The sequence below is a fragment of the Enterovibrio norvegicus genome (genome assembly GCF_002876705.1).
GTDB lineage: Bacteria > Pseudomonadota > Gammaproteobacteria > Enterobacterales > Vibrionaceae > Enterovibrio > Enterovibrio norvegicus_B.
Map to the genome: position 1 here is coordinate 166,150 of NZ_MDAG01000035.1, position 25,032 is coordinate 191,181.

The following is a 25,032-nucleotide window of genomic DNA, read 5'->3' on the forward strand; positions in this document are numbered from 1 at the left end:
GACGATATCGATGATATTTTGAATGCCACTGAAGCATCAGGCCAAGACGATATCGATGATATTTTGAATGCCACTGAAGCATCAGGCCAAGATGATATCGATGACATACTTGGCGAGACAGAGACCCTGCTTGATGAGTTGGTCGACGACGTTGACGAGAACGGCGAGGCGATAGCATCTGAAGAGATCGACGATAGTGATGATCTCTCTATCGCGTCGGACAGCGATGATGTCGACATTTCAGAGTCTGATGCTTTGCTTGATGCGTTCCTCAATGGTGACGATGACGAAGATGCATTGGACGAAACCGCGCTGCTTGATGAATCGGTGGATGACGACGATCTTCTTGACGACATGCTTGGCGAATCCGCGGATGATGAAGAGGTTGATCTCGGAGAAACCGATGTTCTGCTTGATGAGCTTCTGGGTGACGATGATCTCGACGATGAGAGTGCTGTTCTAGACGAACTGCCAGAAGATGGCGATGACTTACTGTCACTTGACGACGAAGACCTGCTATCAGCGTCTGATGACATATCATCTGACGACCTTTCCTCGTTCGATGATCCATTAGACATTGATGGGGTGACGGACTCTGCTGATGATGACAACACGACATCAGAGGATACTGACGAAAAAAAGTCTGAAGAGACGTTAGATGCTGACACCTTGTCAGCCCTTGATGTGATGGATGAACCGAGCGAATCGGATGATGTTGTTGAGGCGCCACTCGAGACGTCTGTTGATGAAACGCTGGAGAGTGATGAGTCGGCCGATGAGCTTTCAGCATTGCTGGATTCTGTTGCAGAAGACGAGACAACGGATGAGCAAGCTGATGCTTCCTCCATTGATATCGACGAATTGGACGCACTGGTTTCTGATGGTGTTGAATCTGATGAGGTTGTTCCAGAGGCGTCTGAGACCGAAATGGGTCTGCTTGATGATGTGCTTGAAAAGAGCCTGGACGAAGAGAGCGTCACTTCGTCAGAGCTTGAAGACACCGTTAATGTCGATGAAGAGGATATCGCGGGTTTAATCGCAGAGGATGAGTCTGTTGAATTAGAGACCGAACCCGATGCATCGGACAGCGATTTAGCGTTACTGGATAGCCTGCTTGATGACGTCGATGATTCTGACGAAGAGCAGCAAACGGAAGAAAGCGAAAAAGCGGTTGAGTCTGCTGGTGATACAGAGCCATTGGAAGTGCCGGCCTCAGATGCAGAGCTTGACGTTGCAGACGACGATACGCCGCTAGACCTGTCTGATTTCCCTGAGTATGACGAAGAAGCTGCGCTGGCTGACAGTGAAGCAGACGCGCCAAATGCTGAGCGTGAATCGACAGCGCCTGACGCTTTAGCCTCAGATGAAGAGCAAGATGCATCAGATGATGAGTTCGACCTATCATCACTGCCTGAATATACGGAAGAAGATGCCGCGGCTGAGTTCGATGTACCTTCTTCTCGTAATGATCTCGATGTACCGACCTCTTCGCTTATCGAACAAGCCCTGCGTAACAATGACGTTGCGGTTGAAAGTGAGAATGAAGTTGGCGTTGAAGATAACGTCTCTGCACCTTCTGATCTTGGTGACACTGACTTAGGTGAAGCTGACATAGGCGAATCCGATTTCGGTGCGACAGAAAATCACACCTTAGCCTTCCCGCCTGTTGACGCCATCAGCATTGATGACTTGGGTGAGTTTGACGAAGAAGATGCTCTCGGTGCAGCGCTTGATGAGCAAAGAGAGTTGGATGAGGCTGTTCCACCGAATAGCCGTAGTGAGTTCTCACAACCGAGCGCACCGCAATCTCTGGCAATGGAGATGGATGAGCTTTCTTCACTTGAAGATGACGCGCATCAAGTCGCGGGTCTTAACATGGATGCCTTACTCTCTGAGTCGATGGACGATGAGCCGATGGCATTGAATGACTTTGAGACGGACAATGACTTAGCAACGTTAGAAACACTAGAAACGGATGACGAAACCGGCTTTGACTCTGACGACCTGTCTTTCCCAGATGACGAGAGTGACATCTGGCAAGCCGAAATGGAGCCAGAGCCTGAGCTTGAAACGGAAGATTGGTCTGAGCAACCCGAAATCCTTGGCAATGATGTCAAAGACATGGATTTGGATGGTGATCTTGAAGGGTTGTTGGAAGACGCAGAAAGTGAGTTGATTGAAGAGTCTTCATCAGACGATGCTTACATCAGCATTGAAGAGCTAATGAAAGATGATGGCTCACCACAAGATGATCCTGATACTGTGCCGATGGACCTCAATGTGGGGTTAGATGATTTCCCCGATGTATTGGGTGACATTGAACCTTCTGACGTGGACAGTAGCGGAGAGGCGGCCACCAATATGGATCTCGCCAAAGCTTACTTGGAAATGAACGATGTGGATGGCGCACTTCAATTACTTGAAAAAGTGATGAGAGGTGACGATGCGGCACTTAAAGCTGAAGCCAAACAGATGATTGAGAATCTGAATTAAACACGCTCATTTTATAGCGATTGAAAAAACGGCAGGTAACCCTGCCGTTTTCGCATTTTGAATGGGTGTTCTTTTTCATCGTTGTTAGTCTACGGGTCATTGTCGCTGCATATTGGGTAGGTTTGGGTATAATGCGCAGCTTGAAATTGATAAATCAGTAATGCAGAGACAGAAAAATGAGAATTGCCCTGGGTGTGGAATATGATGGTGCGCAGTACTTCGGCTGGCAGCGACAGCGTGAGGTGCCCAGTGTGCAAGAGCATTTGGAAAAAGCCCTAACGAAAATCGCGAATGAGCCGATTGAAGTGCAATGTGCAGGTCGAACAGATGCTGGCGTGCACGGCACGGGTCAAGTGGTGCACTTTGATGTGAGCTGCGACAGACCCATGCGTGCATGGACGATGGGCGTTAACACGCACCTCCCTGATAGCATTGCAGTGCGTTGGGCAAAAGAAGTGCCTGAAGCGTTTCATGCGCGTTTCACCGCAACGGCACGTCGTTATCGTTACATTATCTTTAATAACGCATTGCGCCCGGGCATTTTACGGCACGGTGTGAGTCACTATCATGGTGACCTTAATGAAACACTGATGAATGAAGCGGGGCAGTACCTGCTTGGAGAGAATGATTTTACGTCTTTTCGTGCCGCGCAGTGCCAATCGAATTCTCCTTGGCGAAATATCCATCATTTAAATGTGACTCGACAAGGCGCATTCGTGATCATAGATATCAAGGCGAATGCTTTCGTGCATCATATGGTACGAAATATCACAGGAAGTTTAATAGCTGTTGGCTTGAAAGAGCAAAAACCTGAATGGATAAAATGGCTATTGGAAGCAAAAGATCGCAACCTTGCCGCCGCTACGGCAAAAGCAGAAGGGTTGTACTTGGTTGAAGTGGATTATCCCGCCGAGTATGCACTGCCTAGTTCTCCAGCGGGTCCGCTGTTTCTTTCTGATTCAAAGTGATTTTTTTATAAGGTGTGCCGATGCGCACCTTGTTTTTAATGTCACGTAATTCACTGAAAAACGGACGTAATTCACGAAGAATTACGCCAGATCATCTTGAATCACACATAGTGGTAGAAATAATACGGTGCGTACACTGTGTGAGAAAGGCTAGACAAAAAATAGGTAGTACCAGTTTTTTGTCCAAAGTCTTAACAAGTTGTGTTTTAATTCTTGGTTGAATTCGTAGAAATCTAGGCCACTTGCCGCTAATACCTGCCCTCGTCATTTAGCACTTTCAAATGCAATAGGGACGCAACGCAGGCAAGTGCTCCAAATGAAAAGGTCGTTCATGAGCTGGCTTGAAAAAATTCTTACAAAAAGCAACATCGGTTCTTCAAGAAAGGCGTCCATTCCTGAAGGGGTATGGACCAAATGTTCTTCTTGCGAACAGGTGCTTTACCACGCTGAACTAGAGCGCAACCTTCAGGTGTGTCCTAAGTGTGACCACCACATGCGTATGAGCGGCCGTCGTCGCCTTGAAACCTTCCTAGACAAAGATAACCGCGTTGAGTTGGCATCCGATCTTGAACCTAAAGATTTGCTGAAATTCCGCGATTCTAAAAAATACAAAGACCGTATTTCTGCTGCGCAGAAGTCGAGCGGTGAGAAAGATGCACTGATCGTCATGAAAGGTGAGTTACTTGGGATGCCAGTGGTTAGCTGTGCGTTTGAGTTTTCGTTCATGGGCGGTTCAATGGGCGCAGTTGTTGGTGCGCGATTTGTTCGTGCGGTCGAACAAGCGATCGAAGACAAGTGTGGCCTTGTGTGTTTCTCTGCCAGTGGCGGTGCGCGCATGCAAGAAGCATTGATGTCTCTGATGCAAATGGCTAAAACCAGTGCAGCCCTTGAGCGTCTTTCGAAAGAAGGTTTGCCGTTTATCTCTGTACTGACTGATCCAACGTTCGGTGGTGTGACGGCAAGTTTCGCGATGCTGGGCGACGTGAACATTGGTGAGCCAAAAGCGCTTATCGGTTTCGCGGGTCAACGTGTTATTGAGCAAACCGTGCGTGAAAAACTTCCTGAAGGTTTCCAGCGTAGTGAGTTTTTGCTTGAACACGGTGCTATCGACATGATTGTTGATCGCCGTGAAATGCGTCAACGCATCGGTGGTATGCTCGCTAAAATGACCGGCCATGAATCCCCATTGGTGGTGTCTGTTGACAAGCCATTGGAAGGTGAGGTTGTCGAAGCTGAACCGGTTGATGAAAATACCGAGCAGTAAACGGTATTGAGGCAAGAAGTACGCTATCGCAGCACAGCTTCAAACCTTCACGTCTAAAAAGAGCGCCTTATGGCGCTCTTTGTCTTTTAGCTGATATGATTGATGTATTACTAGCTGTAGTAGATTACTGATGTCAGAACATATTTCGCCCAACGCAAACGCACCACTTTCTGAGTGGCTGGCGTATTTAGATGCGCTGCATACCAGTGCGATTGATTTAGGGTTAGACCGCGTGTCAGCGGTTGCTCAAAAAGGCCAGCTTACCAAGCCTGCTCCGACCGTGATCACGGTTGCGGGGACAAACGGTAAGGGTTCGACCTGCGCCATTGTTGAAGCAATATTGCTGAAAGCGGGCTACAAAACAGGTGTATATAGTTCACCGCACCTTATTCGTTATAACGAGCGTGTTCGTATTAACGGTAAAGAATTGGATGACGAACGCCATTCAGAGGCATTTGCCGCCATCGAAGCGTTGCGCGATGAAACGAGCTTAAGTCTGTTTGAGTTCGGCACGCTTTCAGCGCTTTGGCTATTTTTGGATAACCACGTTGATGTTGTGATCCTTGAGGTTGGTCTTGGTGGGCGTTTAGATGCCACCAATGTTGTCGACCACGACGTTTCGGTTATTACCAGCTTAGCCATCGATCATGTTGACTGGCTGGGGGATGACATTGAAGTCATTGGCTTCGAGAAAGCAGGCATCTTCCGCACCAATAAGCCTGCTGTGTGTGGCCAACCTGAGCCGCCGGCAAGCGTTGCTGCTCATGCTGATGACATCGGTGCACAGCTGCATCAAGTGGGTTATCAATTCGACTACCAAAAAGAAGGCGACGTCTGGCATTGGCAATGCGGCGCATTTGATTTGCGTGACCTTCCTGTTCCGAATCTTCCTCTTCCTAACGCAGCAACCGCGTTGATGGCGTTGGGCCTATCTGAATTAAATGTCACCGATGAGCATATTGTTGAGGGGCTTGCCTCGGTCAAGCTTGCTGGCCGTATGGAGCGCGTCTCTGAGTCGCCATTGGTACTGCTTGATGTGGCGCATAATCCGCATTCTGCGGCATACCTCGCCGCTCAACTGGCTGAGCTTAAAAAAGGAAGTGACGTTAAGGTGCATGCGGTGGTCGCTATGTTGCATGATAAAGATATCACCGCCACGCTTGAAGAAATGAAAGCCGTGGTTGATGTATGGTATCCCGCATCTTTGACTGGCCCTCGAGCGGCAACGGCGTCGCAATTGGCCGAACATTTACCAGAACATGTTATCTGTTTTGATTCTCCGACGGTTGCTTTTGAGTCTGCAAAAGCTGCACTTAATGGGGTTTCTGATATGGTGATTGTGTTTGGTTCCTTTTATACCGTCGGTGAAATCGCCGATCTCCTATCTAAAGCGGAGTAATTGTGGCAACTCAGTTTCAACATCGTTTAGTCGGCACGCTTGTCTTGGTCTCTCTCGGCGTTATTTTTCTCCCAGACGTCTTTGATGGTGAAAAAGCACATTATCAAGAAAATTACGAAGCGATCCCGCTACGTGAAGAGTTTGATACTGAATTACTCACCGCGCCCGTTGAAGCGCCTGAAGATGTTGAAGCCTTCATGCCGCAAGAGCCCGTGACGGTGACGATAGATGAACCTAACGAATCTGATAATTCTGAACCAGCTGCTGTTGCGCAGGTTGAAGAGTCTGCCCCTAAAGCGGGTTATCAAGATTCAGCTTGGATCATTCGTCTAGGCACCTTTAGAAATATAGAAAATGCAAAAAACTTGGTTTCAACACTTCGAGGCAAAGGCTACCCCGCACAGCTTATGCCTAGAGATGTGAAGCAAGGTGAGCTCGCGCGCGTGGAGGTTGGCCCTAATGTGTCGAAAGACAAATTAGAGGCAATGACTGCAGATTTGGAGTCTTTGACCGGTTTGAAAGGTCAACTGCTTAGATTTAACCCACTCAACCCTTAAGAAAACGTTTGCGTCGTCATTTTTTCTGTTAAAATGCGCGCGAATCGCTCAGATGAAATAAAGAATGAATTGGATTGATTACGTCATTATCGGAGTGATCGGCTTCTCAGCATTGATTAGCTTGGTCCGTGGATTTGTGAAAGAAGCACTGTCGTTGGTGATTTGGTTTGGTGCTTTTTTTGTTGCCAGCAATTTTTACCCACAATTGGCTGCTTATTTTTCGAATATTCAGGATGAAATGATTCGAAACGGGGCTGCGATTGCAGCGCTGTTTATTGCCACCCTGATAGTTGGTGCCGTCGTGAACTATGTCATTGGACAATTGGTCCAAAAGACTGGCTTGTCAGGAACCGATCGTGTTCTTGGCGTGGTATTTGGAGGGATTCGTGGTGTGCTTATCGTCGCTGCACTCCTGTTCTTCCTTGATGCTTTCACCAGCCTTCCTGGCGCCAACGAGTGGAAACAATCACAGTTAATCCCTAAGTTTGGGGTAGTGATTGAATGGTTTTTCTCGTATTTGGAGCAAAGCTCCAGCTTTTTGCCCAAAGTGATTTAGGGCTCCCTCTAGCGTTACAAGGAACTGCAAACATGTGTGGGATTGTTGGAATTGTAGGTGAAACCTCGGTTAATCAGTCGATTTACGATGCGCTAACGGTGCTTCAGCATCGTGGCCAAGATGCCGCGGGCATTGTGACTATCGATGACAACCGCTTTCGTCTGAGAAAGGCAAATGGCTTAGTCAAAGATGTTTTCCAACTCAAGCATATGCAGCGCTTGCAAGGAACAGTAGGGATAGGGCATGTGCGCTATCCCACTGCGGGAAGTTCAAGTGCATCAGAAGCGCAGCCTTTTTATGTGAACTCTCCTTACGGTATTACCCTCGCTCACAATGGAAACCTTACTAACGCTAATCAACTTCGTGAATCTCTTTTTGCTCAAGACCGCCGTCACCTAAACACCACGTCCGACTCTGAAGTGCTTCTAAACGTCTTAGCGCATCAAATTGACAAAGCAAAGTCGCACCCTGTTACCGCCGATGATGTGTTTAACGCTGTGCGTTCAGTGCATGAGCAAGTGATGGGTGCATATGCGGTTGTTGCGATGATCATTGGTCATGGCTTGATCGGTTTTCGCGACCCTAATGGCATTCGTCCTTTGTGTTTAGGTAAGCGCAAAGTGAATGGTCGCGATGAGTACATGCTTGCTTCTGAATCTGTGGCTCTTGATGCGGTGGGTTTTGATTTTGTGCGTGATGTTGCGCCAGGTGAGGCCGTTTATATTACGCTTGATGGCCAGCTATTTACGCGTCAATGTGCGGCTACGCCGTCTTTGTCGCCATGTATTTTTGAATTTGTTTACTTCGCCCGCCCTGATTCCTTTATCGATAAGATTTCGGTCTATGCGGCTCGCGTAAACATGGGTAAGAAGCTGGGTGCTAAAATTCGCCGTGATTGGGAAGACTTAGACATTGATGTGGTTATCCCCATTCCAGAAACGTCTTGTGATATTGCGTTAGAAATCGCTCAAGTGCTTGATAAGCCGTATCGTCAAGGCTTTGTTAAGAACCGTTATGTTGGACGTACGTTCATTATGCCGGGTCAGCAACAGCGCCGTAAATCGGTAAGACGTAAGCTGAACGCTATTCGATCCGAGTTCAAAGACAAGTCAGTACTGCTGGTGGATGACTCTATCGTCCGTGGTACCACGTCAGAGCAAATCATTGAGATGGCACGTGAAGCCGGCGCAAAACACGTCTATATGGCATCTGCAGCCCCTGAAATCCGTTTCCCGAATGTGTATGGTATCGATATGCCAAGCGCAAACGAGCTGATTGCTCACGGCCGTGAAGTGGATGAGATTGGAAACATCATTGGTGCTGATGGACTTATCTTCCAAGATTTGTCTGATTTGGAAGAGGCGGTTCGTGAAGGTAACCCTGATATTCAACAGTTCGAAAGCTCAGTGTTTAGTGGTCATTATGTAACGAAAGACGTCAATCAAGAGTACCTCGATTACCTTGAAAGTCTTCGTAATGATGATTCGAAAACAGTTCGCGAGCAACAGCAAGAGCTGGCGAACCTTGAGATATATAACGAAAGCTGATTTCAGTGCTTTTGCTAAAACTGGCCAAGTTCTAAATGGCTAGTGGCTGAAGTATAAATTGAAAAAGCGCAGAGAAATCTGCGCTTTTTTGTGTTTGGACAAATGTGTTTTTTGAGCTGTGTGCTTGCCGTCAATTCATGAACATTGGGCCGAAGCCAACATTCCACATGATGACTGAGCTGGCGAGAATCGCTACCATCAGTACCAGTCCGCACGTCACAACGGAGCTTGCGTAGATAAAGCCTCTATCTTCGGGTATGTGCATGATGATGGGCACGCCGGTGTACAGGAGGTATACCGAATAAGCCACCCCAGCAAGCCCTACCAACATAATAAACCATACGACAGGGTACAGAGCTGCTAAGCCAACCATGAACACTGGCGTTGCTGTGTAAGCAGAAAGCTCGAGTGCTTGTGTATATGTAGGCTCAGAACCGAACGTTCGACTCATCCATAGTGTTAAGTAAGCGAGTGCCATAACGCCGGTGATCAAGGCGAAATACATGGCAAAACCTATTATCAGGGCACTTTGCGAGGTCAGGAAAATAGGATCCCCAACGCCGATTTGCCAACCAAGGTGGACGCTAGCGTAATAAGCACAAATGGGTGGAATAAGCGCGATGATGGCAATGTGACCAAGGCTGCTTCCTGTGCCTTCGTGACGGTCGTAAATTGTCTGCCATTCTTCTTTTGGATGTGTGTAGAGGCCGAGCAAATGTCCCAAAATCATAGTTACTCCTTCCGAACATTGTTGTTGTCGTGAAGTAGCACATCAAAAGATGCATCACTGCGAGGTATTGGTACTAAATCAGTCAATAAGATCGATTTACATACCTATAACAATTAGCTCTGCGGACGATGCTTAGCAAGTTTTATAGTACAAAACTTAGTTGATTTTTTAACCACTTATCGTATTTGGGACATTTGCGGATGGCGGTCACATTTTTAATGTGTTCTTTTGAAAATACTCAAGTGTAAAGTCGATAAATGCGCGCAATTTTTCCGGTAAATTACATTTATCATGATACATCAGATAGATATCTCTAGGGTTTGACGTCCAATCAGAAAGAACTTGAACGAGCTTTCCTGACGCAATGTCTTGATTCACGAGAACATCTGGCATGAGAGCGATGCCTAATCCATCTTTGGCGGCAGTTCTTACAACGCCTAACTCGGTGGATTCAATCCGCCCTTGTGTCGTAATACTGAGTTGTTGCCCCTGAGAGCTGGTTAAACGCCAACGTCTGAGCGGGTCACCTTTTAACAGTTGGTGGGCATCAAGCATCGTAGCGTCAGTTATAGGGGCTTGATTGGCAACGTACTGAGGGCTTGCGACGAGTATGTCTTTCACACATTGGAGTTTACGAGCAATCAGTGAAGAATCTCTTTGAGGGCCAATACGAAAGAATGCATGGCGTTCTTCACAGTGATCTGGCGATGCGTCATTGGAAAGTGATAAGTCGAGCTTGATCTCTGGGTACTGCAGAAGAAATGCATTAAACAGAGGGTGGAGCAGCTTAGTGGCTATGTTGGAAGGCGCACTTATCCGTAAGACACCTGATGCACCCTTACAGCTCTCTGAGAGTGTCTCTGTTGTGGTGATCAATTGCTCCAGCAAGGGACGACAAGACTCATAGAACGAATGTCCAGCGTCAGTAAGTGATAGCCTTCGTGCATCTCTATGCAAAAGACGAATCTGAAGGTCGTCTTCAAGCGCTTGAATTCTTCGTGTTAACGTCGCGACAGGTATGCCTGTTTTCTTTGATGCTGACGTATAGTTTCCGTTTTCCACGATTAAACGGAACAAATTTAAATCATCTAGTTTCATTTGATTTCACGATCTTGCGATGGCCTTCACTGAAAGACACTGAAGGTGTCATTTCAAATTAACATGCGGGACTTTTCGTTGTCTCATATCAAGAAAGCGTTATTGTGATGTGTAAACATGGATGCATATTTACGCATAAGAAGTTTTCAACGGTTCGTCTATCGCCTTAACTTTTTTCTTTTGGGTATACATCGTCTTAAGCACATTGTGTATGGGTTTTCTACTTACGGAACAACGCCCCGTGCTTTTTCAATCTATCCTAAGAATAAAGATATCCCTTTCCTTGGCAAGCATTACAAGGAGCGAGAAAGCGAATCCTATTTAGGCAGGAGAACAAACAGTGTTAGATGGCAAAGAGGTTCTCATTGTTGAAGATGATCCGGTGTTCAGCAAGATCATCGCAAGTTTTCTTCGTCATGAAGGATGTGTAGTTAGAGAAGCGGAAAATGGTTTAGATGGATTGAAAGCATTGAGAGAAGGGATCCCAGACCTTCTTCTGAGCGATCTCTCTATGCCTGTAATGACGGGATTAGAATTCGTTGAGGAAGTCAGTCTTGAGTATCCTATGCTTCCTGTCATCGTCATCTCAGGCACAGGAGGCATGTCTGATGTCGCCCAAGCTCTACGATTTGGTGTGAAAGATTTCCTCATTAAGCCTATCGACGACATCATGGTGGTCAAATCGGCCATTTTGTCGGTTCTGGAAGAATCAGACAGTTGCACAACCTCGGATACTGATTTTTCCCAGCAGTGGTTCAAAGTGAGCCAAAACGCTGAGCAGCCTCTTACTGAGGAACTCAAGTGGCACCTCGATGACCTATTAGATAACCCGGGCAGTGCACGTGACTTGCTGATGGGGTTGATGCCTGAACAAGATTCCCAACAGGGTGACTGGCGCCTGTCTTACCATTCGCTTCAATCGGCTGATTCTAATCCAGTTGTCCTTGATTATATGTGGATGATGGATGGCAAAATGGCGTTTTACATGGTCGACAGTGGTTCAGCTGGCAAAAATGGCACAGCCACGACACTGATGATTCGGGCCTTTTTCAACGAATACCTTCGATCTCAAGATGCTGATGAAAGAGGCTTCATTCACCTTGTTCATCAGATAGAGCACGCAATCAAGAAATCAACATATGCCAGCCCAATCAGAGCGATGTTTGGTATTTTGAATGCGTCAGATAATCAACTTGATGTGCTGTCCGCTGGCTTAAACGCAGTAGTGGATGGAACGGGCAATGCGGTCATTGTGAAGAACGATTTCTTACTAGGAATAGATGCAGCAAGCACCCAGTTTCAAGCGATAGACCTTTCAGGAGGAAGCGTTCGAGTTTCACTGAGTGAAGTTGGCTTAACCAGTTTTAGCCTAGATATACAGAGACTTACCGCCTAATCAGCATTTGAAGATGAAACAAATAGCCGCTGCTCATGCAGCGGTTTTTTTTGTGCGTAAAATGAGAAGTTCAATGTTTTGCGAATGAAAACATGAGCCAGTGCAGACAAAATGACCAGTCACTGAGACTGCGCTTGATGCGAGGTTTCGAGCCTAATATACTCATGAGTTGCATCGCAAAGACGATGTAACATCGAATTGGCTAGAAAATCGGCGAGACGCATAATGAACCCATGGTATCTGCTCTATTGTAAACGCAGCGAGCAACAACGCGCAGAGCAGCACTTAAAACGTCAAGGCGTCGATTGCTATTACCCTCAAGTTTCTGTTGAAAAAATTCGACGCGGAAAGCGTTCCTCTATCTTAGAACCTCTCTTCCCTAACTACGTGTTTGCTTCGTTTGACCCTGAGAAAATTTCGTTCACAACAATACGCTCTACGCGTGGTGTTGTTGATTTTGTTAGGGTTGGAGCAAAGCCTCAATTGGTGCCCTTAGACCTTATTAAAAACCTGATGGTTATCGAAGACAGTGATGATCAACGAGAGCGTCTAAGTGAAGTTTGGAAGCATGGAGATGACATCGCTATCTCGCAAGGGCAATTTGAGGGTATGGAAGCTATCTACAAAGAAGCCGACGGAGAGTTGCGGTCGATTTTGATGATTAACTTGCTCAATAAGCAGGTTGAAGTCTCGTTAGAAAACGGGATTTTGGATAACAAATAGGGCTTTCATTAGGCCTAAAAAGATGAATTTTCGTGCTTTGGGGACGACACCCAAGGGCGGTAGCGTACATTGCAACTTTACCCAAGTCGATATCGTAAAAGTGTGGGCTATATGTTTTTAAGACTAGAGAAGAGCTTTACGTATGATAAAAGATAGGAAGATTAGAATAGCTGTTGTGGGTTGCGGTCGTATTTCCAAAAATCATTTTGGTTCCATCGAAAGCTTATCGAGTGAATATGAGCTTGTTGCTGTCTGCGATACTGATACTTCAGTTCTTAAAGCACACCGAGAAAAGTATAAGGTCCCAGGCTATAGCAGCATAGATGAGCTTATACATAATGAAGACTTAGATCTAGTGACACTATGTACACCTAGTGGATTACATGCCACTCAAACTCTAAAAGCTGCTGAAGCTAAGATAAATGTAATTACTGAAAAACCCATGGCGACAAAATGGGAAGACGGTTTGTCTATGGTTAGAAAGTGTGATGAGGAAGGCGTGAAACTATTCGTTGTAAAACAAAATCGACGAAACTCCACATTACAACTTTTAAAACGAGCTGTAACAGATAAACGTTTCGGCCAAATCTATATGGTACATCTGAATGTTTTCTGGACCAGACCCCAAGAGTACTACGATCGAGCTAAATGGTCAGGTACTTGGGACATGGATGGTGGCGCGTTTATGAATCAAGCTACTCACTATGTAGATCTACTACATTGGCTCATTGGACCAGTGGAAACGGTTCACGCAATGACCTCAACTCATCGTGATATTGAGGTAGAAGATACAGGCGTTGTAAATATACGATGGAGAAATGGCTCATTAGGATCTATGGCTGTTACGATGTGCACTTATCCAAAGAATTTAGAAGGCTCTATATCTATACTCGGTGAAAAAGGAACTGTTCGTATAGGTGGTGTCGCAGTTAATGATATTCAAGAATGGTCTTTTGAAGATAAGCGTGAGTATGATTCAGAGATAGAGGGTGCAAATTATCAAACTTCATCAGTATATGGCTTTGGGCATCCTCCATACTTTCAGAATGTTGCTGATGTTTTGCGCGGGAAAGCAGAGGCGGAAACAGATGGTAGAGAAGGGCTAAAATCATTGGAGTTATTGATTAGCACTTATCGCTCAGCTAGGGATCATAAAGAAATACACTTACCACTGAATCTATAATAATTGGTAACACTAATGACCACAGATAATTTAAAAATTGGTATAATTGGATTAGGCTATGTTGGCCTTCCTCTAGCAGTAGAGTTTGGGAAGAAATATCCTACAATTGGTTTTGATATTAATGAATTGCGAGTAAAAGAGCTTGAAGAAGGTTCAGATTCGACACTAGAGTGTTCACCAGAAGAACTAAGAGATTCAAAATTACTCAGTTTCACTTCTCAGCTTTCTAATATAAGAAATTGTAATTTCTACATAATTACTGTGCCTACTCCCATAACAGATGATAACTCTCCAGATCTGACTCCACTAAAAAAAGCTTCTGAAGCAATTGCATCGGTTATTTCTAAAGATGATATAGTTGTTTTTGAATCGACTGTATATCCCGGCGCCACAGAAGAAATATGTATTCCTATCATAGAGAAGATTTCAAGGCTTATTTTTAATGTTGATTTCTTTGTAGGTTACAGTCCTGAGAGAATAAATCCAGGCGATAAAGTTAACAGGCTGACCACAATAAAGAAAATAACATCAGGGTCTACGCCTGAAATAGCCAACTATGTTGACAGTGTTTATGGTGAGATTATTGATGCTGGAACTCATAAAGCTTCCTCTATAAAAGTGGCTGAAGCAGCAAAAGTTATTGAAAATACTCAGCGCGACTTAAATATCGCTATTATAAATGAATTCGCAAAGATATTTAACCGTCTAGATATAGATACTGAAGAGGTTTTAAAGGCTGCAGGAACAAAATGGAATTTCTTGCCATTTAAACCAGGGTTGGTTGGTGGGCATTGTATAAGCGTAGATCCATATTATTTAACCCATAAAGCTCAAGAGGTTGGTTATAGACCGGAAGTCATTCTAGCTGGTCGAAGAATCAATGATGGTATGGGAGAGTATGTAGCCACTCAACTAGTCAAAAAGCTTGCAAGTAGAAAAATACATATTGATGAAGCGAAAGTATTAATTATGGGCTTCACATTTAAAGGTGATTGTCCGGATGTTCGCAATACTAAGATTATCGATATTGTAAGAGAGTTAAAAGACTACAATATGACTGTAGATGTCTTTGATGCTTGGGCTTCAAGAGAAGAAGTTCGTGAGGAATATGGCATATCTCTAATCGAAGAACTTCACGAAGGTAAATATGATGCAATTGTTCTCGCTGTAGACCATAGCGAAACCAAATCCATGGGGGTTGAGGCGCTAAGACGTTTGGGGAAAGAAGAGCACATACTTTATGATGTAAAGCACGTTCTTGGCTTAAACGAGTCTGATATGCGCTTATAGTAGAAAACTATTCGAACCCTTTTACAAAAATAATGAGGTTAGTTGATGAGTTTCTATAAACATGAAACTTCTATTGTTGACGATGGAGCTCAAATTGGTGAAGGTTCACGGGTTTGGCATTGGGCCCACGTTTGTAGCGGTGCAAAAATTGGGCGTGGCGTTTCGCTAGGTCAGAATGTTTTCGTCGGCAATAAAGTCCTTATTGGGAACAATGTAAAAATACAAAACAACGTATCAGTATATGATAACGTCATATTAGAGGATGGTGTATTCTGTGGTCCCAGTATGGTATTCACTAATGTCTATAATCCTCGTTCTTTCATTGAAAGAAAGAACGAGTATTTAACCACTACAGTACGTAAAGGGTCGACTCTTGGGGCTAACTGTACGATCGTTTGTGGTGTTGAGATTGGTGAATATGCCTTGGTTGGTGCCGGTGCTGTTGTTAACAAAAGCGTAAAAGCTTTTGCGTTGATGGTTGGCGTTCCAGCAAAACAGATTGGTTGGATGAGTAGGTATGGAGAACAAATTGACTTACCACTGTCGGGATCTGGTATCGCAATATGTGAACATACTGGGGAAAAATATGTGCTTAATGGCGACAAAGTTTCTTTGTTTTTAGAGTAAAATTTCATGCATTTTATTGATTTAGAATCACAATATAAGCACCTAAAAAGTAAGATTGATAAACGTATTCACGACGTGCTAGATCACGGCCACTACATAATGGGGCCGGAAGTAAAAGAACTTGAAGTTGCTTTGTCGGAGTATGTAGGAGTTAAGCACACGATAACTTGTGCTAACGGAACTGATGCGCTTCAGTTAGCGTTGATGGCTTTAGATGTTGGTGAAGGGGATGCAGTGTTCTGTCCCACATTCACTTTTTTTGCTACGGCTGAAGTAGTTGCCTATGCAAAAGCTACTCCTGTATTCGTTGACTCCGATGAGCGCACATTTAACATATGTGTTGACGATTTAGAAAGGCAAATAATAAACGTTATTAAACAGGGGGGACTTAAACCTAAAGCAATCATCTCTGTAGATTTATTTGGTCTACCTGCAAACTATGAGGAACTACAAAAACTTGCAAGTAAATATAACTTGAAACTCATAGAAGATGCTGCTCAAGGTTTTGGTGGTTCGATAAATGGCAGGAAAGCGGGGAGTTTTGGAGATATCGCGACTACAAGCTTCTTCCCAGCTAAACCTCTAGGTTGCTATGGTGATGGTGGTGCTATATTCACTAATGATGACAATCTTGCTGTATTAATAGAATCCTATCGAGTACATGGAAAAGGTTCAGACAAATACGATAACGTAAGGATTGGATTAAATAGCCGCTTAGACACAATCCAAGCGGCTATTTTGCTTGAGAAACTTGCAGAATTTCCGATTGAATTAGAAAATCGAAATATAGCTGCAGAGAATTACAATAAAACACTTTCTGATAGATTTATAACGCCATACATACCTGATGGGTATTATAGCTCTTGGGCTCAGTATACCGTAGTTTCTGATAACAGAGATATGGAAATGAAAAAGTATGCAGCTGAATGTATTCCAACGATGGTTTACTATAGAACATGCATGCATATGCAAACTGCATTTAAATACTTAGGGTATAAAGAGGGAGACTTCCCTGTGGCCGAGAAGCTTTCAAAGCAAGTATTTAGTTTGCCAATGCATGGATATTTATAAGATATAATGACTGATGTTAAAAGAAGTGTAAAATCTTTTATTGTTTCAATTTTGAGACATGCGGTGCGCATGTCTCCTTTTTTCGTTAACTTAGGATATGCAGCTAAGATAGAAATTCTGTCTGTTATTTATAATGAAAAGACTGGTGACAATGATAGATTACATGATTTAAGTACCTATCAAGGTCTAGGGAATAATTATAATCAGGCACTTAATGGATTAGGTGACTCGAAACTAGGCATCCATCTAAAAAAGCAGGCTTGTAAGACAGCAACTAGAAGAAATAAATACCCCTCATCAAATGGCAGCATCCTGTTTGCTACAAGAAGTTGGCATTTCATTAATCCTCTCTATGATAGTTTTAAAGAAAAGAAAGTTGATTGTTACAAATATGACATTAATGATTTTGATTCGCTTTTCTTTAGAGACAATGAAATAAAAAATAAATCTAAGTATCACAGAGAAAAAGCATTTAAAAACCTAGGTATAGCGTTTATAAAAAAACAAGACTATAACAAAGAAAATCGAAAATATATGTCTGATTCTTTTGACGACTATTATAGGAAATCAGACGTGATATTTGTTGATTGGCTTAATCATAATACAAATTGGGTAATTGAAAACAGTAGCGCGGATAAAAAAATAATTGTCAGAGTTCATTCTTATGAAGTGCTTTCTTTCTTTCCGGCAACAATAAATTTTGGAAGAATCGATGGCTTGATATTTATATCCCATGGAATTCGAGACATGTTCTTTGAAATGTGGGGTTGGCTCGTGCCGGAAAATATTCATGTGGAAGTCATAGATAATATAAGATGTCAAAATCGTATTAACCCTTCTCTTATTGAGTCGAATGTTAACCGAAAGAAAATAATCGGTATGATGCAGTATGCTCTACCTGTTAAAGGATTTAGATTTGCTTTTGAAGTTTTTAAACGAGTCTATGAAAAAGATAATGAATTTAAACTTGTAGTGTGTGGTCAGACATTAAATGAAATAAAATCAAAAGAGAATGATTCACTACTAGAAGAAATCAGACTTCTTCCTAAAGGAACAGTTGAAGAATTAGGGTATATTTCGGAAGTTGATTCATTTTTTAGAAGCGTCGGGTATATGTTGTCTACTAGTGAAAGGGAAGGCTCTCACGAATCAATTATTGAAGGAATGGCTTACGGATGTGTGCCAGTAGTTAGAAGCTGGCCTTTGCTAGCTCCTTTTAATGGTGCTCAAAGAGCATTTCCCATGTGCCAAGTTATTGAAAATGTAGATGAAGCAGCAAAGTTAATATTAGATTCTGTTAATAACTACGATGACATCAGCAATAAATTTCAACAAGAGTCAATGGTTTACTTTAGTGAAGATATCCCCAATAAATACTTAGAATTTATAGAAAGAGTCAGGAAAGAATGAGTGCACCTAAAAAGAAAGTATATTTCCTTCTGAGTTCAGAAGCTTACCTTGAACCAATATCCGGTGATAGAATAAATGAAATGAACATCATTAGAGCTATGCTGGGGGAGTATGAAGTATATTATAATGGTGTTCTTGTAGAGCCTGAAGACAAAGCTTTCGGTGATAAAGAACGTGTTATTCATACTCCTAAAGATGGAGACTATGATCTTATTTACATTCGAAATAATAAACAAGTTTTTCTAGATTCTCCTTCACCAAAACTTTGGTTTGCCAGCCCATATAATAAGGAATGTTTTGAACAGGCAGACGGCATCGTATGTATGACAAAACCTTGGAAAACTGCGCTTGAGAAATACGATAGTAGTAAATATGACTACTTTCAGGCGACGTATCCAGAGGACATGCGGGCACCTGAAATATGTATTTTATTCCCTCAGGTTATTGATGGCTCGCATTTTATAGAAGTAAATAAGAAAGAGAAAATTGAGCAGGTGGTTGCCCCTGTAAGCTTAAAAAATAGACTAATTAAGCTCTTTAAAAAGTCTCATGAAGAAAAAAAAGTCATACGCCACTTTGGTCCAATAAGACCTTCGAATTATCCTTATCAAGTTATATCCGCTTTATCTAACAAAGAAATCTCTATTAAAGTTCAAGCAGAGTGCGTAGGCGCCGGAAAAAAAATTAGCATACCTAAACAAATTGTCAACGTGCCTAGAATACCGCAAGAACAAGTGGCAGATATGCTACATTCTGCTGATGCTATTTGGTACAACCAAGATGCTTCCGGACATATAGCTGGGTCTTTAAAAGTTTTAGAGGCTATGGCTGTTGGTGTTCCTATTCTACTGCCGCGCTATGACGCGAGGGTTGATGAATTAGGCGAAGATTATCCATTTTTTTGGGAACTTGAAGATGGTACCTCTATAAAAGATGGCAATCAGAAGGATTTTCTTGATAAGCTAAATAAAATCACTTCGATAAGTCCAGAAAAGAGAGCAGACTTAAAGGTTTACTTAAGAAAGCGGGCGTTGAGGCATTCTAAAGAAAATGTAGCCAATATAATTAATGATGAGTTAAACTATTTCTGGGAGCGTTATAATGGATAGTCTTCCTAAAGTTTCAGTTATTACCTTTGCCTATGTTAGCGAGAATAATGGAAGATACCCCCTATTAAGGGAGTGTATTGAGTCAATAAGAGATCAGCAGTATCCAAATTATGAACATATCATCGTTGATGATGGAAGTGATAAAGACTTGTCACATCTTGTCGAAGAATACCCTAATGTTAAGTATTATAAAAAACCAGGTACGGGTATTATAGCCTCAACATATACATTCAATCTTGGTCATGAACTAGCTACTGGAAAATATTGTATTTACCTGCCTTCTGATGACCTACATGTAGAAGGGGCGATCATTAACCTTGTTGAGGCTCTTGAAAAAGAGCCTCACGCTTCGATGGCTATTGGGAAAGCAATATACGAATATATAGATGGTCGTACTACTACATGGTCTCCTGATAAAGATAAGATAGAAAACCATTTACATGAAGGTAATTATGTCAATGGTTGTGCTGTCATGTGGAAGCGCTCAGACTCACTTTATGACTGCCTACCACCAAACTATACAGGGTTCTGTTGTGACTACGATCTTTGGGCGACCATAGCAAAACTCGGTAAGATAGTTTATCCAGATTCCGATGTGGTAAAATATAGACATGTAACCGACTCGACGAGAAATAAAACGCGTAGCAGTTTTATTGTGAGTCCAAGGAAAGAAGATAAAGGCTTTTATCAATACTCAAAAGAAAGTCGAATAGAGTTTGTTAAGTTAAGGTGTCATCAAGGTATCGAAAGGCTTTCTAGAAGTAAGAATAAAGAAGCGCCTGACTCTGCCACTAAGCGAGTAAGCTTAAATGTGGAGTTCCCTATGAATTTAGCTAAGCATCTTAAAAAAAGAAACTGGGATGTGCTAGACAATTACTTTGAGAAAAATAGTGATATATACTCTAAACTGAAAATCGAACTCAAAAATCACAATGATAAAGTTATATTCGAAAATTTAAATATTTCCTCTTGCTGTTTGATACGCCAACTACATAATAATGAAAAAATATATATATCTAGTGATTTCAGTAAAGATGGTTGGATAGTTGATTATCTTCCTCTCCCTAATGTACAGGGTGTCGTTGAAGACAATGATAAAGTTAATTATAAACTATCCAGTTATATAGGGCTGTAAAATGTCGAATGTTAGAATTATCGTAGATAAATATGTTGTCAAGGAAATATCTGAACTGACAGATATTCATGGCCGATTGATCGAAGCTCCCTATGAATTTAAAACGCTAGCTAATGTAAGTGATTTTTCGATTGTTTTTAATACCCAGGATAGCGATTGGATAGTTGATACTACAGAGATAGTCGCTGTAATTTTTGCAAAGCGTAAACCCGAAAATTGGTCACCCTCGTCGAAAATCACCTTATGTCTTTGTGACAATCCAAGAGATGTATATGCTTACATTATGAATGTAGCGCTGGAGTCCACACGAGCATCGTGGACTAGACGTGATCAAATTAGTTATGTCCATCCAAGCGCTAAGATGCATTTTTCGGCACAGTTGAATACAAATGTATATATAGATGAAGGTGTAGATATTGGTGCAAATTGCTCTGTGGGCTTTCAAGGGTTTGGTTTTGGCAGACTAAATAACCTCGGATATCAACTCGTACATACCGGGGGAGTTTACATAGGCAAAAATACTAAAATCAGCAACAATGTTACCGTTGTATCTGGTACTTTCCAAGCGACAAATGTAGGCGAGAATGTACTAGTAGATGATCATGTCCACATAGCTCATAATTGTCAGATAGGTGACAACTCAACATTAACTGCTTCAACAACTTTATCAGGGTCGGTCACTATAGGTAGGGGTAATTGGTTGGGGCCTAACAGTTCTGTCATCAATGGTGCTAGGCTGGGCGAAGACGTTTTCGTTGGCATAGGAGCTTGTGTCACCAAATCTTTTGAAGGTGGAGTTATAGCTGGAAATCCTGCTAAAAAACTACGAGTAGAAAAATGATTTTTAATGCAACTAAGAGGGCACTATTTATCTCCGCTCATCCTGATGATACGGAATTTGGGGCGGCAGGCTTGGTACGAGTTCTTATCGAAAGAGGTGTAGAGGTCTATCTAGCAGTCTTGAGCAATCCTGTTGAATCTCTCCCTGAAGGAACTGATTCCCATAAACTTCTGAATGAACAACGGGCGTCTGCGAAGATATTAGGCCTTAACAAAGAGATATATTTTTATGACTATCCAGTAAGAAAGTTTTCTTATTATCGTCAAGAAATTCTCGAAGACCTCATTAAGCTAAGAGAGCTAGTCAAACCTGATATAGTGATTACAAGTTCTGAAAATGATTATCATCAAGATCATAATACTTTGGCCTGCGAAGCCATTCGGGCTTTTAAGCAATCTACTTTATTAGGCTATACACATCCTTGGAACACAAGAAAAGTTGTTGGCAACGTGTTTTTTGAGCTCACAGAAGATAATCTTCGAAAAAAGATTGAAGCCATTTCAATGTTTGAAAGCCAATCTCAGAGAAGCTACAGCCAGCCTAATGTGATAGAGAGCCTAGCTGTTGAAGCCGGTATTGCCTCCGGTTTTCGTCATGCTGAACGTTTTGAATTAGTAACAATGAGTGTGAAAAATGACAAATAAAATCCTACATATAGTTGGAACCAGACCTCAATACATCAAATTGTTCCCATTGTGGACTGCGATCGATTCTGATAGAAGTATCATTCAGGAAATTTATGACACTGGACAGCATTATGACAAGAATATGTCAGAAGAACTGATCAAAGAGTTTGGTTTCCAAAATATTACGTATGGAAATATCGCTGGGTACGGTCCTGAAAAACAAATACCAATGATGATAGAGAACATCTGGAACAAGTTGGTATCATTTAAACCTGATTATGTGTTCCTTTATGGCGACACCAACTCCACTCTTGCTGGGTCAATTGCTTGTGCAAAGTTAGAAATTCCATATGGACATTTGGAAGCAGGCGTGAGAACCGAAGAGCATGTGGGAATTCAGGAAGGCGTTAATCGCAAGGTTGCTGACCATCTAGCGAAGCACCATTTTTGCGTTACCAAGTTAGACTACAACAATGTTTCCAACGAGGGTTTACCATCTGAAAGAAACCATTTAGTTGGAGATCTGATGTACGACGCATTCCATATCATGAGCGACCGACTGGGTGATGTAAAGGACGTGAATGATAGAATTCTGGTTACTATCCACCGAGCAGAGAATGTGGATGACGATTCTCGTCGTGGTTTGATCATAGAAACACTGGTCGAACTCTCAAAGCACTCTGAAGTTATCCTTCCATTACACCCTCGCCTGCGAGCGAAAGCTTCTGTTAATGAACTCGCTTTACTAGAAAGTAGTCAGGTTAAAGTCATCGAGCCATTAAAATATTCCGATGTAATCAAGACACTAAAAGGCGCAACTGGTGTTGTAACAGATTCAGGGGGCCTTCCTAAAGATGCTGCTTATGCAGGTGTTAAATCTGTAGTACTGAGAGATGATCCAATTTGGAAAGAACTCCATCATCAAGGATATATTCATACAGTTGATGCGTTAGATGAAATGACTGCGCCGTCGCTAAAGGACTATTGTATGACCATGCTCGATGGCGCTATACCCCCTTATCGCAGCGAGATGTCAACAAATAAAATCGTTGACATCGTAAAAGCTTACTTAGATACCAAATAGGAGCATCGATGTTTTTTCAGTACTCCAATCTCGTAGGAGATCAAGAGATCCTTCGCAATGTAATGGTTGATGAAAAGCTTTTAAATGGAGTTAATGGTTTTTTGTTTAGAGAGATAATTAGTGACTTCTCATTAAAGCAATGCGAAGAACTATCACCTGCACATCCAACAACAATTCTAGCAGCTTCGAATTCTTATATGACCGAAAATTCGGGCAACTTGCATCAAGTCATAGAGAAAAAAATATTTGTGTTTGATGATAAAACGCCTCTATTGCACCCTCGCGAGGGATGTATTGAGTATATTGATGACGAAAGTATTCCTTTAAGCAAAAGTGAGTGGCGCGAGAAGATAATAACTAATGATAAAATAGTTCTTGTAAAAAACTCAAAAATTGTAGATGGGCTAGCTAACTTCATTATTGCAACGAGACTACCTGTCAGAATTAAGAGGAAGATTCTGTCTCGAATACCTATGTCTGTTAACAAACTAGAAAGGGAAATTGAACGAGATGTTGTGTTTATTCCTTTCGGTACTGTGAAATTCGTCGGTGATAGAACACTCTCTAATAAGCTAGTGAGAAAATGTCTTCTTTGTGGTATTTCTGTCGATGGAATACCAGCATCGAGGAAGGAAGTACAGAATGATGCCGAGCAAGCTGTAAGAGAATTTAAAGAGAAAATACTTCAGTACGTATAATGAATAAGTATCTAAGCAAAGGAGACTATGCAGCATTTATTTCATTGATGCATCTGTCTTATCTCTTGGTTAAGGGCGCTTCTAATAAGGAGCGTTCTTCATTTTTATTGCTAGTGGGAATATATATCGCTTCTATATTTCTCCAAGGTTTCGCTATTGGCCTTTTCTATTTTGGTGTACAGCACTATATTGATGCGACAAGTTCAGGCTATATAACCCGTATTCTTTCATATATACCTTTCGATTTTACTAAAGTCGAGCAGTTGGTTATTTCGCTGGCACCTGCGATATTATTTTTGGTGCTAAGCTCTAAAGTACTTTCGGTCAGTAGGGTTGGTCTCTCCAGGCTAGTTCTAAGATTGAGAGAAAGCCTTTTAGAAAAATATAAAAATTCAACTCAAATTGTTAGTTGTGAAAGCGATGAAACTTTCTATAAAAGTATGGATGGTACATTTGGTGCGATGAGAGCCTTGTTTCTCAATGCGTTTGTATTTGCACAAGCTCTAGTTTCGCTCGCTGTACTCACTTACTTTGAACCAATATTAGCTTTTTTTAATGTTTTCTTTTTGATTTGCTTTATGTTTGTTCTAACTAAAGTGAAACAGAAAAAAACAGGTGGATCTGATAAAAAAGAATCACAAAAGGACGCAATGGAAGCAGCGGCTGAAGCAGCAGCTGAGATGGAAGGCGTTGGCATATCTTCAAAATCATTCGAGCGATTGGAAAGAATGAGAATTTACGGCAGAAATGCGACTAATATTGTTCTTTTTAGCTCTGTCTTAGTAGGGGTGGTAGCTTCCCTAGATTTCCTTACTTCATTGGATAAACTTACGCTAAGTTTATTTATATTAAGATATATATCAAATGTTTACACACCAATAGCGGTAATATCCGCAAGTTGTGTGCCTTTTAAAGCAAACCTGATCACTTTAATAAACATAGAGAACTACTTAAGGGTCCTTGGTCTTACGGAAAGAAAATATGAAAATGCGAAGATGGGATTACTTTTTATTTCAAAGTCATTTCAAGACAGAGCTTTGTTTACAGACCCGAACACAATTAGTCAGGCTGAAGATAAGTATAAAGAAATATTAGGTGTTGAAAATGTTCGTGTTGAAACGGCAAAGTTTTCTAAAGATTATCCACGCGAGATAAAGAAAATAAAGTACTTTGTCAGGCATCATCTTCGTTCATCGGATGAAGTGTATTTTTTGGTGTGAGTTTTAA

The 25,032-nt window shown here is 42.2% G+C and carries 23 protein-coding genes; 21 read left to right on the forward strand and 2 right to left on the reverse strand.

Annotation, left to right across the window (positions count from 1 at the left end):
- The 7 genes from BCT27_RS17515 to purF form a co-directional block, all read left to right on the forward strand.
- A partial coding sequence (locus BCT27_RS17515) for a FimV/HubP family polar landmark protein (protein WP_277872023.1) occupies window positions 1-2,493 on the forward strand: 2,493 nt, incomplete at its 5' end.
- A 176-nt stretch (window positions 2,494-2,669) separates the two neighbouring features.
- Window positions 2,670-3,461 (forward strand): tRNA pseudouridine(38-40) synthase TruA, encoded by a 792-nt coding sequence (truA, locus tag BCT27_RS17520; RefSeq protein WP_102396357.1) that lies wholly within the window; start codon window positions 2,670-2,672, stop codon window positions 3,459-3,461.
- A 331-nt stretch (window positions 3,462-3,792) separates the two neighbouring features.
- A complete protein-coding gene (gene accD / locus BCT27_RS17525) occupies window positions 3,793-4,725 on the forward strand; it encodes an acetyl-CoA carboxylase, carboxyltransferase subunit beta (protein ID WP_017014177.1) in 933 nt (310 codons plus the stop codon).
- A gap of 130 nt (window positions 4,726-4,855) precedes the next feature.
- Window positions 4,856-6,124, forward strand: coding sequence for a bifunctional tetrahydrofolate synthase/dihydrofolate synthase (gene folC / locus BCT27_RS17530; protein ID WP_102396358.1), 1,269 nt, complete (start codon window positions 4,856-4,858; stop codon window positions 6,122-6,124).
- A gap of 2 nt (window positions 6,125-6,126) precedes the next feature.
- Window positions 6,127-6,681 (forward strand): SPOR domain-containing protein, encoded by a 555-nt coding sequence (locus BCT27_RS17535; protein ID WP_102391950.1) that lies wholly within the window; start codon window positions 6,127-6,129, stop codon window positions 6,679-6,681.
- Between the two features lie 64 nt (window positions 6,682-6,745).
- Complete coding sequence (locus tag BCT27_RS17540) at window positions 6,746-7,237, forward strand: CvpA family protein (RefSeq protein WP_017011981.1); 492 nt, start codon at window positions 6,746-6,748, stop codon at window positions 7,235-7,237.
- A gap of 32 nt (window positions 7,238-7,269) precedes the next feature.
- Window positions 7,270-8,784, forward strand: a complete 1,515-nt coding sequence (gene purF, locus BCT27_RS17545) for an amidophosphoribosyltransferase (protein ID WP_102316536.1) — start codon at window positions 7,270-7,272, stop codon at window positions 8,782-8,784.
- A 130-nt stretch (window positions 8,785-8,914) separates the two neighbouring features.
- Here the strand turns inward: purF and BCT27_RS17550 are convergent, their stop codons facing one another.
- The gene (locus BCT27_RS17550; protein WP_102316537.1) at window positions 8,915-9,514 is read right to left on the reverse strand and encodes a Yip1 family protein; all 600 of its coding nucleotides are present in this window, start codon (window positions 9,512-9,514) and stop codon (window positions 8,915-8,917) included.
- A 207-nt stretch (window positions 9,515-9,721) separates the two neighbouring features.
- On the reverse strand, window positions 9,722-10,612 hold the full coding sequence (locus BCT27_RS17555; protein ID WP_102316538.1) for a LysR family transcriptional regulator: 891 nt from the start codon (window positions 10,610-10,612) through the stop codon (window positions 9,722-9,724).
- Between the two features lie 340 nt (window positions 10,613-10,952).
- On the opposite strand from BCT27_RS17555, the gene BCT27_RS17560 reads away from it, so the two are divergent.
- The 14 genes from BCT27_RS17560 (at window position 10,953) to BCT27_RS17625 (ending at window position 25,025) form a co-directional block, all read left to right on the forward strand.
- On the forward strand, window positions 10,953-12,008 hold the full coding sequence (locus BCT27_RS17560; protein ID WP_102316539.1) for a response regulator: 1,056 nt from the start codon (window positions 10,953-10,955) through the stop codon (window positions 12,006-12,008).
- 225 nt (window positions 12,009-12,233) lie between these two features.
- Entirely contained in the window at window positions 12,234-12,731 is a 498-nt protein-coding gene (gene rfaH, locus BCT27_RS17565; RefSeq protein WP_102316540.1) for a transcription/translation regulatory transformer protein RfaH, read from the forward strand.
- 142 nt (window positions 12,732-12,873) lie between these two features.
- Window positions 12,874-13,914, forward strand: coding sequence for a Gfo/Idh/MocA family protein (locus BCT27_RS17570; protein ID WP_102316541.1), 1,041 nt, complete (start codon window positions 12,874-12,876; stop codon window positions 13,912-13,914).
- Between the two features lie 15 nt (window positions 13,915-13,929).
- Window positions 13,930-15,204, forward strand: coding sequence for a Vi polysaccharide biosynthesis UDP-N-acetylglucosamine C-6 dehydrogenase TviB (tviB, locus tag BCT27_RS17575; RefSeq protein WP_102316542.1), 1,275 nt, complete (start codon window positions 13,930-13,932; stop codon window positions 15,202-15,204).
- A gap of 45 nt (window positions 15,205-15,249) precedes the next feature.
- Entirely contained in the window at window positions 15,250-15,831 is a 582-nt protein-coding gene (locus tag BCT27_RS17580) for an N-acetyltransferase (protein WP_102316543.1), read from the forward strand.
- Window positions 15,832-15,837: 6 nt separating this feature from the next.
- Window positions 15,838-16,902 (forward strand): DegT/DnrJ/EryC1/StrS family aminotransferase, encoded by a 1,065-nt coding sequence (locus BCT27_RS17585; RefSeq protein ID WP_102316544.1) that lies wholly within the window; start codon window positions 15,838-15,840, stop codon window positions 16,900-16,902.
- A gap of 6 nt (window positions 16,903-16,908) precedes the next feature.
- Window positions 16,909-18,312 (forward strand): glycosyltransferase, encoded by a 1,404-nt coding sequence (locus BCT27_RS17590; protein WP_241908592.1) that lies wholly within the window; start codon window positions 16,909-16,911, stop codon window positions 18,310-18,312.
- The gene (locus tag BCT27_RS17595) at window positions 18,309-19,421 is read left to right on the forward strand and encodes a glycosyltransferase (RefSeq protein ID WP_102396359.1); all 1,113 of its coding nucleotides are present in this window, start codon (window positions 18,309-18,311) and stop codon (window positions 19,419-19,421) included. Before BCT27_RS17590 ends, BCT27_RS17595 begins: the two co-directional genes overlap by 4 nt.
- The gene (locus BCT27_RS17600) at window positions 19,414-20,556 is read left to right on the forward strand and encodes a glycosyltransferase (RefSeq protein WP_102316546.1); all 1,143 of its coding nucleotides are present in this window, start codon (window positions 19,414-19,416) and stop codon (window positions 20,554-20,556) included. Before BCT27_RS17595 ends, BCT27_RS17600 begins: the two co-directional genes overlap by 8 nt.
- 1 nt (window position 20,557) lies before the next feature.
- The gene (locus tag BCT27_RS17605; protein ID WP_102316547.1) at window positions 20,558-21,397 is read left to right on the forward strand and encodes an LbetaH domain-containing protein; all 840 of its coding nucleotides are present in this window, start codon (window positions 20,558-20,560) and stop codon (window positions 21,395-21,397) included.
- Entirely contained in the window at window positions 21,394-22,041 is a 648-nt protein-coding gene (locus tag BCT27_RS17610) for a PIG-L deacetylase family protein (RefSeq protein ID WP_102316548.1), read from the forward strand. The genes BCT27_RS17605 and BCT27_RS17610 overlap by 4 nt, the downstream gene beginning before the upstream one ends.
- Window positions 22,031-23,107 carry a UDP-N-acetyl glucosamine 2-epimerase gene (locus tag BCT27_RS17615; RefSeq protein WP_102316549.1) on the forward strand — a complete coding sequence of 359 codons (1,077 nt, stop codon included), beginning with the start codon at window positions 22,031-22,033 and terminating at the stop codon, window positions 23,105-23,107. The genes BCT27_RS17610 and BCT27_RS17615 overlap by 11 nt, the downstream gene beginning before the upstream one ends.
- 8 nt (window positions 23,108-23,115) lie before the next feature.
- Entirely contained in the window at window positions 23,116-23,805 is a 690-nt protein-coding gene (locus BCT27_RS17620) for a hypothetical protein (RefSeq protein ID WP_102316550.1), read from the forward strand.
- Entirely contained in the window at window positions 23,805-25,025 is a 1,221-nt protein-coding gene (locus BCT27_RS17625; protein WP_102396360.1) for a hypothetical protein, read from the forward strand. Before BCT27_RS17620 ends, BCT27_RS17625 begins: the two co-directional genes overlap by 1 nt.
- Window positions 25,026-25,032 lie beyond the last annotated feature (7 nt).